Origin of the sequence: Nigerium massiliense (genome assembly GCF_000826085.1) — a bacterium.
In the GTDB taxonomy this organism is placed as follows: Bacteria; Actinomycetota; Actinomycetes; order Propionibacteriales; family Propionibacteriaceae; genus Propioniciclava; species Propioniciclava massiliense.
The window spans coordinates 626,091-640,777 of the sequence record NZ_CCYM01000003.1 but is presented as its reverse complement, the minus strand read 5'-3'; the positions used below and the strand labels follow the sequence as shown (position 1 = coordinate 640,777).

General features: G+C 71.4%; 12 protein-coding genes and 2 tRNA genes. 10 read left to right on the top strand and 4 right to left on the bottom strand.

Annotated elements, in window-relative coordinates; all coding sequences use genetic code 11:
- Positions 1-15: 15 nt before the first annotated feature.
- On the bottom strand, positions 16-1,176 hold the full coding sequence (locus tag BN1187_RS09385) for a flavin-containing monooxygenase (RefSeq protein ID WP_040161115.1): 1,161 nt from the start codon (positions 1,174-1,176) through the stop codon (positions 16-18).
- A gap of 64 nt (positions 1,177-1,240) precedes the next feature.
- The gene (locus BN1187_RS09380; RefSeq protein WP_052462558.1) at positions 1,241-2,617 is read right to left on the bottom strand and encodes an AAA family ATPase; all 1,377 of its coding nucleotides are present in this window, start codon (positions 2,615-2,617) and stop codon (positions 1,241-1,243) included.
- Here BN1187_RS09380 and dnaG point away from each other — a divergent pair.
- From dnaG to BN1187_RS14665, 5 genes are all read left to right on the top strand, one after another.
- Positions 2,616-4,499 carry a DNA primase gene (dnaG, locus tag BN1187_RS09375; protein ID WP_173424976.1) on the top strand — a complete coding sequence of 628 codons (1,884 nt, stop codon included), beginning with the start codon at positions 2,616-2,618 and terminating at the stop codon, positions 4,497-4,499. The genes BN1187_RS09380 and dnaG overlap by 2 nt on opposite strands.
- 111 nt (positions 4,500-4,610) lie before the next feature.
- Positions 4,611-5,465: a sigma-70 family RNA polymerase sigma factor gene (locus tag BN1187_RS09370; protein ID WP_040161111.1), complete on the top strand. Its 855-nt coding sequence runs from the start codon at positions 4,611-4,613 to the stop codon at positions 5,463-5,465.
- A complete protein-coding gene (locus BN1187_RS09365) occupies positions 5,462-5,986 on the top strand; it encodes a hypothetical protein (RefSeq protein WP_040161108.1) in 525 nt (174 codons plus the stop codon). The genes BN1187_RS09370 and BN1187_RS09365 overlap by 4 nt, the downstream gene beginning before the upstream one ends.
- 53 nt (positions 5,987-6,039) lie before the next feature.
- A tRNA-Asn gene (locus BN1187_RS09360) sits at positions 6,040-6,115 on the top strand.
- Between the two features lie 384 nt (positions 6,116-6,499).
- Complete coding sequence (locus BN1187_RS14665; protein WP_261795330.1) at positions 6,500-6,844, top strand: AEC family transporter; 345 nt, start codon at positions 6,500-6,502, stop codon at positions 6,842-6,844.
- An 18-nt stretch (positions 6,845-6,862) separates the two neighbouring features.
- On the opposite strand, the gene BN1187_RS09350 is transcribed toward BN1187_RS14665, so the two are convergent.
- Both BN1187_RS09350 and BN1187_RS09345 read right to left on the bottom strand, forming a co-directional pair.
- Positions 6,863-8,563 (bottom strand): FAD-binding oxidoreductase, encoded by a 1,701-nt coding sequence (locus tag BN1187_RS09350; protein ID WP_040161102.1) that lies wholly within the window; start codon positions 8,561-8,563, stop codon positions 6,863-6,865.
- A gap of 83 nt (positions 8,564-8,646) precedes the next feature.
- Positions 8,647-9,420: an SDR family NAD(P)-dependent oxidoreductase gene (locus BN1187_RS09345; RefSeq protein ID WP_040162834.1), complete on the bottom strand. Its 774-nt coding sequence runs from the start codon at positions 9,418-9,420 to the stop codon at positions 8,647-8,649.
- Positions 9,421-9,511: 91 nt separating this feature from the next.
- Between BN1187_RS09345 and BN1187_RS09340 the strand changes: the two genes are divergently transcribed.
- The 5 genes from BN1187_RS09340 (at position 9,512) to BN1187_RS09320 (ending at position 14,631) form a co-directional block, all read left to right on the top strand.
- Positions 9,512-11,797 (top strand): SDR family oxidoreductase, encoded by a 2,286-nt coding sequence (locus BN1187_RS09340; RefSeq protein ID WP_040161100.1) that lies wholly within the window; start codon positions 9,512-9,514, stop codon positions 11,795-11,797.
- Between the two features lie 221 nt (positions 11,798-12,018).
- Positions 12,019-12,237 (top strand): type II toxin-antitoxin system Y4mF family antitoxin, encoded by a 219-nt coding sequence (locus BN1187_RS09335; RefSeq protein ID WP_218184630.1) that lies wholly within the window; start codon positions 12,019-12,021, stop codon positions 12,235-12,237.
- The gene (locus tag BN1187_RS09330; protein ID WP_052462556.1) at positions 12,234-13,478 is read left to right on the top strand and encodes a type II toxin-antitoxin system HipA family toxin; all 1,245 of its coding nucleotides are present in this window, start codon (positions 12,234-12,236) and stop codon (positions 13,476-13,478) included. The genes BN1187_RS09335 and BN1187_RS09330 overlap by 4 nt, the downstream gene beginning before the upstream one ends.
- A 122-nt stretch (positions 13,479-13,600) precedes the next feature.
- Positions 13,601-13,674: transfer RNA gene (locus BN1187_RS09325), tRNA-Ile, on the top strand.
- A 273-nt stretch (positions 13,675-13,947) separates the two neighbouring features.
- Positions 13,948-14,631, top strand: coding sequence for a hypothetical protein (locus tag BN1187_RS09320; protein WP_147675105.1), 684 nt, complete (start codon positions 13,948-13,950; stop codon positions 14,629-14,631).
- Positions 14,632-14,687 lie beyond the last annotated feature (56 nt).

Below are 14,687 nucleotides of genomic sequence, written 5' to 3'. Positions count from 1 at the left end.
GCCAGGCGTTCGTCGCTACGAGCGGGCGGGACGGGCTGCCAGGAGCGCCTCGATACGGCGGACGGCGTCGCGTCCGGCGCGGTTGGCGCCGATGGTGGACGCGCTGGGCCCATAGCCGATCAGGTGGACGCGAGGATCGTCGGCGACCTGGCTCCCGTCCAGGCGGATGCCGCCGCCGCCGGGCCCGCGCAGGTGCAAGGGAGCGAGGTGGTCGAGGTCGGCGCGGAAGCCGGTCGCCCAGATCAGCGCGTCCAGCTCGGTGAACGAGCCGTCCGCCTCCACGACGCCAGCGGGCTCGATCCGAACGAACATCGGGCGACGGTCGAGGGCCCCGCGAGCATCCGCGGCGCGGAGGGCGGGCGTCCAGATCAACCCGGTCTGGGAGACGACGGACAGCGGCGGCAGGCCCCGCTCGGTGCGTTCGGCGACCGCGGCGACGACCTCGCGGCCGGCCTGCTCATCGAACGGACCCTCGCGGAACCACGGCTCGCGCCGCGTGTACCAGAACGTCTCGGCGAGCGCGCTCAGCTCGGCGAGGAACCCCGTCGCGCTGATGCCGCCGCCCACGACGCCGACGCGCTGCCCACGGAACTCCTCGGCCCGGCAGTAGTCGACGGTGCGCAGTTGGCGTCCGGCGAAGGTGGAGGCGCCGGGAACGTACGGGACGAACGGGTGCCGCCAGGTGCCGGTGGCGTTGATGAGGGCACGGGCCGCGATCGGAGCAAGCGGGACGCCGGCCGGGTCGCTCGCCTCGATGAGCAGCCGACCGTCGTCGTCGCTCACCGAGCGGACGCGGACCGGGCGCTCGACCGGCAGCCCGAACCGCTCCTCGAACGCCGCGAAGTACGCCGGCACCGCCTGCCGCGACGGAGTCGCGGCCGCGATCTCGGGCTGCTCCATGCCGGGCAGGTCCGCGATGTTGTTGACGGTCGCCATCGTCAGGCTCGGCCACCGGTGCCGCCACGCGCCGCCGGGCGCGGGCTCGCCGTCCACCATGACGAACGAGCGCTCCCCGGCCCCCGCGACAGCCCACCTCTCGGACGCCCCGGCCGCCACCGCGGCGGCCGAGCGCTCGTCCGCGGGCCGGAAGCCGCGCCGCAGCAGGTGGTAGCCCGCGGACAGCCCAGCCTGGCCCGCGCCGATGACGGCGACGTCGGTGGAGCGTGAGGAACTCATGCCGCCTCAACGACGAGCGGCGCCGCGCTGTTCCGCGACTCCCACATGGGCGTCCGGCGCTGGGTCAGCGTTCCTCCTCGTAGAACCCCGAGTCGGTGCGGTGCTGCAACTCGGCCCGGTCGGCCTGGAGCGCCTCGAAGGCGGCGACCAAATGGGCGTCCGCGGGCTCCTCGCCGGCTTCGGCGGCGTACAGCACCGCGCGCCGCACAAGCTCCTTGAAGAAGGACGCCGTCCGCTCGTCGCTGCGCCGGGCGAGGTCGTCCAGCGTGGCGGCTCCGAACCCGACCGCGCGCCCGTAGAGCTCGAGCAACCGGCGGCGGGCAGCCTCGTCGGGCAGAGGGATCTCCACCGAGAGGTCGACGCGTCCGGGACGCTGGGCCAGCGCCTCCTCCAGCACGTCGACGCGGTTGGTCGTCAGCAGGAACGCGACGTCGGCGTCCGCGGCGAGGCCGTCGATTGCGTCCAGCACCTCGAACAGCAGCGGGTTGCCGCCGGGCGTCAGGTCGCGCTGCATCGCGACGAGGTCGCAGTCCTCGAGCACCAAGATGGCGGGCTGCAGGTGCCGGGCGATCGCCGTGGCCTGGCCGACCATCTGCAGCGTGGCGCCCGACAGCAGCATGGCGGTGTGCCCGGGTGTGACGCTGAGCAGGTGCCGCACCGTGTGGGTCTTGCCGGTGCCGGGCGGCCCGTACAGCAGGACGCCGCGCTTGAGGTGCTGGCCGTGCGCGCGCAGCGTGGCGGCGTGCTCGGCGATGCCGACGACGTGCCCGCTGACCCGATCGAGGACGCCGGGTGGCAGGATCACGTCCTCGGCGCCGACGTGCGGACGCGGCAGGAACCGATAGCCGTCGCCCTCGCCCTCGAAGCCGGACAACTCGAGGCTGATGATGTTGCCGCGCAGCAGCGAATCCCGCGTGGAGCTGGTGGTCGCCTCCTCGAGCAGGGCGTTCGCGACGTCGGCGTCGGCGCAGAGCACCTCGATGACGCCGGTGCCGTTGCCATGCATCCGGCTGCGGCGGCGCTGCAACACCGCGACCGGCTGGCCCTGGTAGCTGAACAGCCGGATGCCCAGGCTCAGCGCCCGGCGGGTCTCGGTGGCATTGATGGGGACGTTCGTCCAGTCGACCTGGCCCAGCGGCACGCGCGCCCAGTCGGCGCCGATCATGTCCGCCAGCGACATGTGGTGGCGCTGGTCGCCGCCACCCAGACCCAGCAGGCCGGCGTCCGGACCGGCCATGCGCTCGAGCGCGACGTCGTAGTCGGCGTAGCGGTAGGCGACGATCTCCTTGGCGACGACCGCCGCCTGAGTGGCCGGGACGCCGAGGTGCTCGGTGAGCGCGTCGACCAACAGGGGGACGTCTTGCGCCTGAGTGCGGGCGGCCAGCTCGGCGATCGTGCGGAACGACGTCAGGAAGTCCCTCAGCTGGGGATCGATGTCCATGAAGGGGACACTACCGGCCGCGGCTACACTGCGCCCTGTGGCGGGCTTGATCAACGAGGAGGACCTGGCGGCCGTCCGGGAACGCGCCCGGATCGAGGACATCGTCGGGTCGTTCGTGGCGCTGCGCAACGGCGGGGGCGGCTCGCTGGTGGGGTTGTGCCCGTTCCACGACGAGAAGACGCCGAGCTTCCGCGTCACGCCGGCCAAGGGCTTCTACTACTGCTTCGGCTGCGGCGAGGGCGGCGACGTCATCTCGTTCGTCCAGAAGAGCAACAACATGGGCTTCGCCGAAGCCGTCGAGTGGCTGGCCGACCGCACCGGCGTCCAACTGCGCTACACCGAGGGCGGCCCGCGCGTCGAGCCCGGGCTGCGGATGCGCATCCTCGAGGCGAACCAGGCCGCCGCCGACTTCTTCGCCCGGCAACTCCTCACCCCGGACGCCCTCAAGGCCCGGCAGTTCCTGGACGGCCGCGGCTTCAGCCAGGCCCACGCGCAGGAGTTCGGGCTGGGCTTCGCGCCCCGCGGCGGGCACGACCTGCGTGACTACCTGCTCGCCAAGAACTTCAGCCGCGACGACCTCGTGAAGGCCGGACTGGTCCGGGAGAACGGCTGGGACTTCTTCCAGGCCCGGCTGGTCTGGCCGATCCGTGACGCAGGACGCTCCACGCTCGGCTTCGGCGCGCGGCGGCTCTTCGACGACGACCGCATGCCGGCCAAGTACCTGAACACCCCCGAGACCGTCGTCTACAAGAAGAGCCACGTGCTCTACGGGCTCGACCTGGCGCGCAAGAGCATCGGCAAGAAGAACCAGGTGGTCGTCGTCGAGGGCTACACCGACGTCATGGCGGCGCACATCGCCGGCGTCGACACCGCGGTGGCGTCCTGCGGCACCGCCTTCGGCGAGGAGCACGGGCGGCTTGTCCAGCGCCTGATGACCGCCGACGCGATGAGCGGCGAGGTGATCTTCACCTTCGACGGGGACGCCGCCGGTCAGAACGCCGCGCTGAAGGTGTTCAACTCCGACGCGAACTTCATCGCCCAGACGTACGTGGCCGTCGAGCCCAACGGGCTGGATCCGTGCGACCTGCGCATCCAGCAGGGGGACGCCGCCGTGCGCGAGCTCGTGGCCCGCCGGGTGCCGCTGTACCGGTTCGTCATGAAGAACGTGCTCAGCAAACACGACCTCGACCGCGCCGACGGGCGCCTCGCCGCGATCCGCGCCGCCGCGCCGCTGGTCGGCAGCGTGCGGGACGCGTCCCTGGTCAGCGGCTACATCCGGGAGCTGGCCGGCATGGTCGGGATGAACCCCGACGAGGTGCGCGCCGAGGTGACCCGCGCCAACAACCGGGCCACGCCCAAGGACCCGGCCGGGCACACCGAACAGGAGCCCTCGCCCGGCCAGGAGCAGCTGGCGGTGCTGCCCGACCCGCGCGACCGGCGGCTGGCCGTCGAGCGCGGGACGCTGAAGCTGCTCATCCAGCAACCGCAGTGCTTCGACGCCGACTGGAACGGCATCAGCGCCGACGACTTCACCCACCCGGCCTACCGGCGTGCCTTCGAGATCGCGACCGGCATCGACCGGGCCACCCCGGACTGGCTGCAGGCGATCCTCGGCACGGTCACCGAGCCGGTGGGGCAGCAGCTGTTCATCTCGCTGTCGGTGGAGGGTCTCCTGCGGCGCCCGTCGGCGCACTACGCGCGCGAGTACTCCGCGCGGCTACGGCTGCTCACGCTGGAGCGGACGATCGCGAACCACAAGTCGAAGCTGCAGCGCACGAACCCCCTCGAACACCAGGTGGAGTACAACAAGATGTTCGCCCAGCTGCTGGAGTTGGAGTCGCGTCGCCGCGTCCTGCAGGCCGAGGCCGTCGGGCCCGAGTAGCCGGACGCGCGCGGCGCAACGGCGACACGGCCGCCGGTGTTGACCGGGTGTTGCCCGCGCCGGGCCTGTGCAGAGCGCTCGTCGGCGCGCCGCCGACACCATCGTGAGGGCATGCCCCTGACACTCGATTTCACCGTTCCCGTCCCGGACGCGCGCGCCGAGCAGCGTCTCACCCGCGCCATCGAAGCCGGCGTCCTGGCCGCCGAACTGCGCACGTCCGCGACTGCAGAGCCGCCACCGGGCGTGTCCGTCACCGTCGCGGAACTGGATGCGCTCGTCCGGGAGGGGGAGCGTGCCTGGGAGCAGATGGTGTCGGCGAACCTGAGGCTGGTCATGCTCGTCCTGCGCTCCTTCGACCGTCGCGACGACGCCGAGCGCGAGGAGCTGTTCCAGGAGGGGACGCTCGCCCTCATGGAGGCGTTGCGCCGCTACGACCACCGCCGCGGGGCACGGTTCGCGACGTTCGCGCTGCCCTGGATCCGCACGAGGATCGCCGACAGCGCCGCCACCCGCTGCGGCGCGCTGCCGATGCCGACCGGACGCGCCCGGGCTCGCATCCGGGTCCACAGCGCCGCGGCCGCCATGGCGGTCAGCCTGGGGCGTCCGCCGAGCGCCGCCGAGGTCGCCCAGGAGGTGGGGCGTCCGGTCGACTGGGTGCGCGGGCTGCTGGGCTACCGGGCGCCCGTGTCGCTCGACGCCCTGCCCGACCTCGACCAGTCGCTGCCGCCCGCCGAACAACTCCCCGACGAACTCGGCCTGCACCGCGTGCTGCGGCGGTTGCCCGACGACGAGCGCACGGTGGTGGAGTGCCTCTACGGCTTCGGACGCCTGCAGCTGTCCTGCCAACAGACCGCGGACGCCCTGGCGATCAGCACGTCCACGGTGCGGCGCCGGGAGCGGTCCGCGCTCGACCGGCTGCGCCGCAGTGCGGAACTCGCGGAGCTGTCGGGGACAATGGTCGGGTGAGCATCTTCGATCGTGGCCGCCTGCCCAAGCCGATTCGCGACGATCTGGACGCCTACCTCCGCGACTCCGGGGTGGCCGACCGCCGCGTCCTCGCCTGGGGCAAGGGCGACGACCGGTACGCCGCCGGGCTGTTCGACCGGCTCGTCATCGGGGTGCCGGGGCAGTGGAGCGCGGTGCGCTGGCACGAGATCGAGAAGGGCGGCTGGGACGCCGACACGCGCACCTTGCGGTGGACGACGACGGCCGAGCCGCGCCGCCGCGAGACCATCGCGCTGGGCGAGCCCGGCCAACTGCCGGAGCTGTTCCGCGAGCGGGTCGAGCAGACGATCGTCTTCGCCCAGACCGTGACGCTGGGCGGCGCCAAGTCCGCCGTGATCGCCGCCCGACGCCCGCTCGGCCAGGACGCCGACGGCGTCGTGTGGGCCATCACCCCCGGCCGCGGCGTCAACCTCGGCGATCCGGCCACCGCCGCGCAGGCGCAGGCCGAGCTCGACCGCGTCCGCGCCGAGTGGATGAGCTGACCGGTTTGGAGCATCTGTCGAAGATTTGGTAGTGTCTCTTCTTGCGCGAGCGATCCCCTGTAGCTCAATCGGCAGAGCATCTGACTGTTAATCAGAGGGTTATAGGTTCAAGTCCTATCGGGGGAGCCACACGAAATCCCGGACGGGCCAGGAGTGATCTCCTGGCCCGTTTTCAGTGTCCGGACGCCCTCGCACACGGTGAGAGACTGCGCGTCGTGGCCATCCTCCCCGTGATCGTTCCGTTCTTCGCGCTCGTGCTGATCGGCTACCTCGCCGCGCGGACGCGGTTCTTGCCGGTCGAGTCGGTCCCGGGGTTGAACACCTACGTGCTGTACTTCTTTCGCTGTCGGCGATGCTGTTCCAGTTCGGCGCGCGGACGCCCGTGGCGCGGCTGCTCGGCCCCACCGCGATGGGGGGTGTGGCTGGTCTCCGGGCTGCTGATCCTGGGCGTCGGTGCGCTGACCGCCCGCCGGGCCCGTCGCTCCTGGCTGGACGCCTCGTTCGGCGGCCTCGCTGTTCACGATCGGTGCCGTGCTCGCGCGCGAGGCCTTGTCGGCGGCGGATCACCGGGACGGGCGCCGCGTCCTGCCCGGCGACGTGGCGTGGCTGACCGGCCTGAAGCTGATCGCGCACCCGGTGCTCGTCTGGCTGCTCGGACGCGGCGCGATCTTGGCCGGCCTGCCGCTGGCCGAGGCGTCCCTGGCGGTGCTGGTGCTGGTCGCGGCGTTGCCGTCCGCGGCGAACGCGTCCATGCTGGCGGAGCGCTTCGGTGCCGACAACGGCCGGATCGCCGCGGTGATCCTGGTCTCGACGGTGCTCGGGTTCTTCACCTTCACCGTGGTCGCGCAGCTCGTCTGAGCCGCGCGACCCGCGTCCTCAGCGCTTTTCGACGTCGATGACCTTGCCGGGGTTGAGGTTCCCGGCGGGGTCCGCTTCGCGGAACAGGCCCTTCATCAGGTCGACGCCCGCGGGGGAGAGATCCTGGGCCATCCACGGCTTGTGCTCGGTGCCGACGCCGTGGTGGTGCGACAGGGTCGATCCGGCGTCCATGAACGCCTGCTGGATCGACGACTTCACCTCGTCGTAGTCCGCCAGCGCCTTGTCCTCGTCGCCGAGGGTGAACGCGAACGTGAAGTACAGGCAGGCGCCCGAGTGGTACGAGTGCGACATGTGGCACATGACGAAGCCCTGGCGTCCGATGCGGTCGAACGCCTCCTGGGCCTCCTCGCGGACGCGCCGGTGCACCTCGGCCAGCTTGGACCAGGGCGCGGCGGTCTCGGAGACGTCACCGACGGTGCCGCGGTCGAGCAGGAAGTCGCGCAGGTACGGGGTGTCGAACTTCTTCTGGTCGTACAGGGCACCCGGGCCGGAGCCGAGCACGATGCCCCCGTGGCGTCCGACCAGTTCCTTGACCGCCTTCTTGTCCTCGGCGATCCGCTTCGGGGAGCCCTCGTAGCAGACGTAGGAGAGGCACATCGCGTCGGTGTCCCAGCCGCGCAGCCGCAGGAAGTCCCACAGCTTCTCCTGGCCGAACGCGGACACCTTCTTGATCGCGCTCGTCGGCGCCTTCTGGGTGGCCAGGGAGAACCCGGTCTCGGCGGCGTCCGAGATGCGCGCGAACGTCGGATGCACCTCGGACCGGGCGATGTCGTGCATGCAGCGCAGCGCGACGTCCCAGGTCGGGAACATGTAGGCGATCACCTCGCGGTGCTCCGGCAGCGGGCTCACCTGGATCGTGACGTCGGTGATGATGCCCAGGCGGCCCTCCGATCCGAGGATCATCTCCCGCACCGAGGGGCCGGACGACGTGCTGGGCAGGTCGCGGAGGGTGACCATGCCGTCGGGACGCGCCATGCGCAGCCCGCGGACCATGTCGGCGATGTCGCCGTACTTGTCCGACTGCATGCCGGAGGAGCGCGTGGCCGCCCAGCCACCGAGGGTGGAGTAGGTGAACGAGTCGGGGACGTGGCCCATCGTGAGTCCGCGGGCCTCGAGGGCGGCGTCCAGGTCGGGACCGAGGATGCCGGCCTGGACGCGGGCCAGTCCCGAGTGCTCGTCGACGTCCAGCAGCTTGTTCATGCGGCCCATGTCGACGGTGACGACCGTGCGCTGCTCGTCATCCTCGGCGTTCAGGGACCCGGAGATCGATGTGCCCCCACCGAACGGGATGACCACCCAGTCGCGCTCGACGGCGGCGGCCAGCAGGGCCTGCACCTCTTCGTCCGAGCCCGGGTACGCGATGACGTCGGGCACGCGGGTGAAGTCGCCGGCGCGCGTCCGGATGAGGTCGCGGACGCTGCGTCCGGCCCAATGGATGATGCGGATCTCGTCGTCGGTCACCGCGTTGTCGTCGCCGACGATGCCGCGCACCGCGGCCAGATCGTCGTCGCTGATCCGCGGCTGCGGGACGTCCAGCTCGGCGAAGTCGGGGTGTGGGACGACCGGCGCGGTGTCCAGGTCGAGGCCGATGTGCTCCCGCACGAACGGTGCGAACGCGGGTTTGTTCGCGTAGTTGAACGAGGGGATCCCCTCGATACCCCAGCCCCACCACTTCTGATGCTTGACGTCAGGCGCCATGGCCCATTCCCCTTCTGCGTTGCGCTGCCGAGCGCGTGTCGTTGGCTCTGAGCGTGGTTGTGGCGATCCGTGCGGAGCGCGGGTCACTCGTTTCTTCGTGCGGAACTCAGCTTGCCCGAGATCGCCCGCACGATGCGCCGCGGCGCGTGCCGAAGGAACGCGGTGGCGACTCGGTACCGGACGTCCGGCACCGAGATCACCTTGCCGCGCTCGAGGTCGCGCAGACAACCGCGAACGACGTCGTCGTCCTTGAGCCACAGGAAACCCGGGATCGAGGAGCCCTTGATGCCCGCGCGGGAGTGGAACTCGGTGCGCACCCAGCCCGGGCACAGGGCGCACACCCGGACGCCGGTGCCGGCCAGTTCGACGGCGAGCGACTCCGTCAGCACCCGGACGTAGGCCTTGATCGCCGAGTAGTGGCCCTGGGTGATGGAGCCCGCGACCGAACTGAGGTTGACGATGGTGCCGCTCCCGCGGGAACTCATGGCGCGTCCGGCGGCGCCCTGCAAGAGGACGACCGTTCGCATCATCACCTCGCCGGAGACGTCGTGCCGCTCCATCGACTCGGCCAGCAGCGGGCTGCCCACGGAGAACCCCGCGTTGTTGATCAGGATCTCGACCGGACGCGCGCTTTCTTCGAGGCGATCGGCGACGCGCTGGGCCTGGTCGCGCTGCGACAGGTCGGCGGCCAACTCCTCGACAGCGACGCCGTGGCGGGCGCGCAGCTCCTCGGCGACCCGGGCGAGCCGGGCCTCGTCCCGGGCGACCAGCACCAGGTCGTCACCGCGGGCGGCGAAGGCTCGGGCGAAGGCAAATCCGATGCCCGAGGTACCCCCGGTGATGAGAGCTGTCGCCATGGCGGGGACCATACACTACGGTGACGGCTAGCCTTCATCGGGTCCGAAGGCCTGCCGGCCCCGCCCCTTTCTCAGCATTTTCGGAGGTCCGTTGTCCACGCCCAGCACAGCCCAGCGTCGTCGCATCCTGCTCACGGGAGCCACCGGTTTCGTCGGCCAAGCGGTGTTGCTGGCTCTGCTGGAGCTCACCGACGACGTCGACCCGATCGCCGTCGTTCGGCCCGGCCGGGGAAGCTCCGCGAGGGAGCGGCTGGACGCCCTGCTCGCGAAGCCGTCCTTCGCCGGGTTCGTCTCGGCGCGCGGTGAGGAGGGGGCGCGCGAGGAGTTCTTCCGCCGCGTCGGCGTGATCGAGGGCGACCTGACCGGCCTCGAGCGCAACCAGGACGCCATCGCGTACCTCCGTGAGGTCGGGGAGCTGCACGCGGCCATCCACTGTGCCTCGGCGGTGTCGTTCGATCTGCCCATCGACGAGGCGTTCGACACCAACGTCGGCGGTGCGGTCGGGCTCTACGGAGTGCTGGACGCCGCCGGCCTCGACCCGCACGTCGTGCACGTCTCCACCGCCTACGTCGGCGGGTCCGCGCGCGGGCTGCGTACCGAGGGGCCGCTGCCGCACACCGTCGACTGGGAGGCCGAGCGCGCCTGGGCGGACGAGGTGCGCCGCGAGGCCGAGGTCGAGTCGCGCAAGTCCGAGGCGTTGGCCGGCCACCTGCGGGTGGCGCGCATCATGCATGGCAAGGAGGGCCCGCACGCGATCGCGGCCGCCGCTGAGGAGGCGCGCCTGGTCGCGATCAAGCAAGAACTCGTCGACGCCGGACGCCTCCGGGCCCAGACCCTCGGCTGGACCGACGTCTACACCTTCACCAAGGCCATGGCCGAGCGGGTCGCCGAGACGCAGTGGGCCGGACGCGGAAAGCGGCTGTCGGTGGTGCGGCCGTCCATCATCGAGAGCTCGCACCAGTGGCCGTTCCCCGGCTGGATCGACGGCTACAAGGTCGCCGACCCGCTGATCATGGCGTACGCCCGCGGCATGCTGAAGCAGTTCCCGGCGCTGCCCGATTCGTTGCTCGACGTCGTCCCGGTGGACATGATCGTCGGCGTCGTCGTCGCGCTGGCGCTGGGGGAGTACCGGCGCAGCGGGGCCGACGCGTACTACCAGGTGGTCTCCGGCACGACGAACCCGCTGCCGTTCCACGCGATGGTGGACGCGGTGCGTTCCTACTTCACCAATCACCCGCAGAAGGACGCCCGCGGCCGCGACATCGAGGTGCCGCTGTGGACCTATAGCCGCGGCCCGCTCGTGGAATCCGTGATCGGGGCGCAGGAGAAGGCCCTGCGGATCGGCGAGGTCGCGGCGTCCCTGGTGCCGCGGGGCACGCAGGCGCGTCGCTGGTCGGGGACGCTGCACAAGCAGCGCGCCGGGCTGACGACGCTGCGCAAGTATGTCGACCTGTACAAGAACTACACGCGCTCCGAACTGGTCTTCGACGACCGGCACACCCGGCAGTTGCTGGACGACCTGTCGGAGGTCCAGCCGGACGGCCAGCGCGTCATGCGCGACGGGCTGATCGGGTTCGATATCGCCGCCGTCGACTGGTGGCGTTACCTCACCGAACATCACATGCCCGCCATCGTCACCCTGACCAGGGACTACTCGGCGTCGCGCGACGCGCGCCGTCGGTCGGAGTCCGACAAGGCGGACGCCCCGATCGCGCCCGCCGAGGGCGTCATCGCCGTGTTCGACCTGGACGGCACGGTCGCCTCGGCGACCGTGGTCATGCAGCACATCGCGTTGCAGCCGGCGCTGCGCGGCGCCACGGGGACGGCGGGGGAGTTGGCGTCCATGCTGTGGAACGCGCCGAGCTACGTGGCCGCGGAGCGGCGCGACCGCAGCGAGTTCCTGCGCCGGTTCGCGCGGCGTTTTCAGGGCCTGAAGCTGGCCGACCTGGAGCGCGCCGTGCAGGGCGAGTACGCCGAGAAGCTGCGCGCGTCCGTGCGGAAGGACGCCCTCGCCCGCATCGAGGAGCATCGCGCGGCCGGGCACCGCACCGTCCTGGTGACCGGCGTGCCCGCGCCGCTCGTCGCGCCGCTCGGGGAACTGTTCGACGAGATCGCAGCGACCCAGTTGGACGTTCGGGACGGCGTCCTGACGGGGTATCTGACCGCGCCGCCCGTGGTGGACGAGGCCCGGGCGGGCTGGCTGCTGCGGTACGCCAACGCCAACGGTGCGGACCTGGCGTCCTCCTACGGATACGGCGACTCGCAGTCGGACGTCACCTGGCTGAGCCTGCTGGGACACCCGTTCGCGGTCGACCCCGACCTCGGCCTGAACGCCGAGGCGAAGCGGAACCGCTGGCCGGTCCTCGATTGGCACTGAGCGACCGGCACGATCGTTCCGTCGCGGGCTCGCCGGGACGCTAGCGGCACCGTGAAGCCCGCGGAACCGGCACGGTCGTGCCGGATCGAGACATCGTGGGGCGGAGGCGACCCTTCAAGGGCGCGAAGCGGCACGATCCTGCCGAATTGTGTTGACGTTGGGCAGGATCGGTGCCTATGCTCGCCGGAACGGCACGTTCGTGCCGGTGAGTGGGGTGGGGCGTGGCTGACCTGGCAGGGATGGTGACCCAGCGACGCCGCGCGCTCGGCCTCACCCAGGCGGACGCCGCCGCGGTCTCTGGGGTCTCGGAGCGGTTCGTCCGCGAGGTGGAGTCGGGCAAGCAAACGCTGCGCCTCGACAAGCTCGAGCAGTTGCTGGATGCCCTCGGCGTCGAGCTTGTCGTCCGGGTGCGCGGTGCTTCGCAGGCGGAGCCGTCGTGAGTCAATCCCGCCGTCACGACAGGCTGCCGGACGCGGTCGCCGGCCGCGGCCACGCCGACGCGCGGGCGGTGGAGCGCGCGGTCGTGCACAAGGACGGCGTGCCCGCCGCGACGCTGACCCGCGGTGACGGCGGGACGACCTTCGCTTACCTGCCCGACTACGCCGGACCCGACGTCGCGCACACGCTGCCGAAGGGGCGGCCCCCGGTGTTCAGTCCGGCCGGCTCGGTGCCGGCGTTCTTCGCGGGGCTCCTGCCCGAGGGGCGGCGCCTGCAGGCCCTGCGCCGCAGCGTCAAGACGTCCGCGGACGACGAGCTGTCGCTGCTGCTGGCCGTCGGCGCGAACACGGTCGGGGACGTCCAGGTCGTTCCCGAAGGGGTCGCGCCGGTCGAGCCCGAGCCTCACGTCGAGCTGGCCGAGCCGCGCTACCCGGGCCGGTACGCCGACCTGTTCGCGCCGGGGGCGCCGGTCGACCGCGTCGCGCTGCCGGGTGCGCAGGAAAAGCTGTCCGCCGGCATGCTCACCCTGCCGGCGACGCTGGCCTCGCGCGAGGCGATCCTGAAAGTCAGCCCGCCTGACTACCCGGGCGTCGTCGCGAACGAACACTACTTTCTGGCCCAGGCGTCCGGGCTGAAGCTGCCGGTCGTCCGGAGCGAGATCGTCCCCGACGCAGCGGGTGAGCCGGGGTTGCTGATCGGGCGTTTCGATCGTCCCGCCAGCGGACGCCCGTCCCGACTCGCGGTCGAGGACGCCACCCAGCTTCTCGGGGTGCACCCGGGCGACAAGTACCGCGTCACGGCCGAACAGCTGGTCGAAGCGGTGGCGGACGCCTGCGCCGCCCGCGTGGTCGCGCTGCGTTCGGTGCTCCTGCAACTGATCTGGGCGTGGCTGACCGGCAACGGCGACCTGCACGCGAAGAACGTGTCGGTGCTGGCCGAGCCGTCGGGGGAGTGGCGGGTCGCGCCGCTCTACGACGTCCCGAGCACGCTGCCGTTCGGCGACCACACTGCCGCGCTGAGCATGGGCGGACGCACCGAGGGCTTCGTCCGGCGCCATTTCGTCGACTTCGGGGTCGACGTCGGCCTGCCTCGGATCGCCGCGGAGCGGGCTGTCGACCAGGCTCTCGCCGCGTCCGCCGGGGTGATTGACGACGTGGCCGGTGGTGTCCTGGGGCTGAACGCCAACCTGACCAGGACAGTCGTCCGCCAACTCACCCGGCGTCGGCGCGACGCGGAGGGGTGAGGGGCGGCTCACCCTGCGCTGCGCGGCGCCGAGGTGACCCAGGAAGCGCTACAGCCCTTCTCACCCCGCTACTTGGCCACCACGGTGTTGAGGGCTGGGCAGCCGGTAAGATGCACACTCCTGGGGCGATAGCTCAGCCGGTCAGAGCAGGGGACTCATAATCCCTGGGTCGCGGGTTCGAGCCCCGCTCGCCCCACCTTGTCGGAGCCGTTTGGCGGCTGTTTCGAGGGCCCGAGGGCTCAACGTTTGCTCAAACGACCCTCGCGCCGCGGCGGGACGCCGGTCCTAGGTCAGCGGGACCGCGACCCCAGGTTGTGGTCGGTGGGGCGCTGCATATGGCTTCCGCCGAGCGGCCCGTCCGCGTCTGTCTCCACAGGGTCGAAGCGACCGAACGTGGTTGTCCACAGGTGCCCCAATCGTCTAGTAATAGGTAGTGTGTTCGATTATTCTTGGAGGCATGAAGGAACTCGTGCTGGCCGATCAGGCCGCCGCCGCAGAGGCGCTGCTGCACGCCGAACGTGCTGAGCGCGCGGCTGCGGTGGCCAAGGCCCTCGCGATCCTGGCGCTGTGCGATCACGCGCGAGTCGACGAGACGGCACTGGTGACGGGGGCGGAGCAGGCGATCGTGATCGGGGCCGACGGCACACCGACGGTGGCGGAGTTCGTCGCGGGTGAGATCGCCGCCCTGATCGGGGTGAGCGTCGGCGCCGCGATGGGCAAGATGGCCACCCTGTTGAACCTGCGCCACCGCCACCCGACGCTGTTCCGCCTCGCCGTCGACGGCACGATCGGGCTGTGGGAGGCCGGCCGCGTGGCCGACGATGCCGCGCTGGCCAAGCTGGACGCCGAAGCGTGTGCTCGGCTCGATGGGCACTGCCAGGTCGCCCTGGCGCACCAGTCCTGGCAGCGGGTGCGCCGGCAGATTCCTGGCTGGATCATCGCCGCCGATCCGCAGGCCGCGGCGGAGCGTGTCGCGAAAGCTGCAGCCGACCGGTTCGTGTTCGTCGATCAGATCAAAGACGGGCACTGTGACCTGTGGGGCGGCTCGACGCGCGCGACGGGCTCGACCTGGATCAGGCTCTCGATCATCTTGAGGGTTACCTTCCTGACCACGGGCTCGTGCGAACTCGACGTGCGACGGCGCTCGGGGTGATGGCTCGCCACGTTCTCGGCCAGCAAACCCTGCCTCTCGGACGCCTCACCGGGCGT